The following is a 1548-nucleotide window of genomic DNA, read 5'->3' as shown; positions in this document are numbered from 1 at the left end:
AGGAACCGTACCCCAAACCGACACAGGTGGTTGGGTAGAGAATACCAAGGCGCTTGAGAGAACTCGGGTGAAGGAACTAGGCAAAATGGCACCGTAACTTCGGGAGAAGGTGCGCCGGTGAGGGTGAAGGACTTGCTCCGTAAGCTCATGCCGGTCGAAGATACCAGGCCGCTGCGACTGTTTATTAAAAACACAGCACTCTGCAAACACGAAAGTGGACGTATAGGGTGTGACGCCTGCCCGGTGCCGGAAGGTTAATTGATGGGGTTAGCTAACGCGAAGCTCTTGATCGAAGCCCCGGTAAACGGCGGCCGTAACTATAACGGTCCTAAGGTAGCGAAATTCCTTGTCGGGTAAGTTCCGACCTGCACGAATGGCGTAACGATGGCGGCGCTGTCTCCACCCGAGACTCAGTGAAATTGAAATCGCTGTGAAGATGCAGTGTATCCGCGGCTAGACGGAAAGACCCCGTGAACCTTTACTATAGCTTTGCACTGGACTTTGAATTTGCTTGTGTAGGATAGGTGGGAGGCTTTGAAGCGTGGACGCCAGTCTGCGTGGAGCCAACCTTGAAATACCACCCTGGCAACTTTGAGGTTCTAACTCAGGTCCGTTATCCGGATCGAGGACAGTGTATGGTGGGTAGTTTGACTGGGGCGGTCTCCTCCTAAAGAGTAACGGAGGAGTACGAAGGTGCGCTCAGACCGGTCGGAAATCGGTCGTAGAGTATAAAGGCAAAAGCGCGCTTGACTGCGAGACAGACACGTCGAGCAGGTACGAAAGTAGGTCTTAGTGATCCGGTGGTTCTGTATGGAAGGGCCATCGCTCAACGGATAAAAGGTACTCCGGGGATAACAGGCTGATACCGCCCAAGAGTTCATATCGACGGCGGTGTTTGGCACCTCGATGTCGGCTCATCACATCCTGGGGCTGAAGCCGGTCCCAAGGGTATGGCTGTTCGCCATTTAAAGTGGTACGCGAGCTGGGTTTAGAACGTCGTGAGACAGTTCGGTCCCTATCTGCCGTGGACGTTTGAGATTTGAGAGGGGCTGCTCCTAGTACGAGAGGACCGGAGTGGACGAACCTCTGGTGTTCCGGTTGTCACGCCAGTGGCATTGCCGGGTAGCTATGTTCGGAATAGATAACCGCTGAAAGCATCTAAGCGGGAAACTAGCCTCAAGATGAGATCTCACTGGAACCTTGAGTTCCCTAAAGGGCCGTCGAAGACTACGACGTTGATAGGTTGGGTGTGTAAGCGCTGTGAGGCGTTGAGCTAACCAATACTAATTGCCCGTGAGGCTTGACCATATAACACCCAAGCAATTTGCTTGCTTCGAGCTGAAAAGCGAAAGAGCACCAGATTGCGGTGTGTGAAGACGAAATGAACCGAAAGTTCGACTCTTGCAAACACCGAAAGCTATCACATACCCAATTTGCTGAAGCGAGGCCAACTGGTCACGACTCAGTACCCGAATTTCTTGACGACCATAGAGCATTGGAACCACCTGATCCCATCCCGAACTCAGTAGTGAAACGATGCATCGCCGA

2 rRNA genes are annotated in these 1548 nt (G+C 52.7%); both read left to right on the top strand.

The features are described from left to right. A 23S ribosomal RNA gene (locus tag ACEN2T_RS29930) occupies positions 1-1308 on the top strand; the annotation flags it as partial. A 169-nt stretch (positions 1309-1477) separates the two neighbouring features. After that, positions 1478-1548 (top strand): 5S ribosomal RNA (gene rrf, locus ACEN2T_RS29925); the annotation flags it as partial.

Origin of the sequence: Pseudomonas sp. W22_MBD1_FP4, assembly GCF_052113765.1 — a bacterium.
GTDB lineage: Bacteria > Pseudomonadota > Gammaproteobacteria > Pseudomonadales > Pseudomonadaceae > Aquipseudomonas > Aquipseudomonas sivasensis.
Note: the sequence above shows the minus strand (reverse complement) of the source record. Positions and strands in the feature narration are given on the sequence as shown.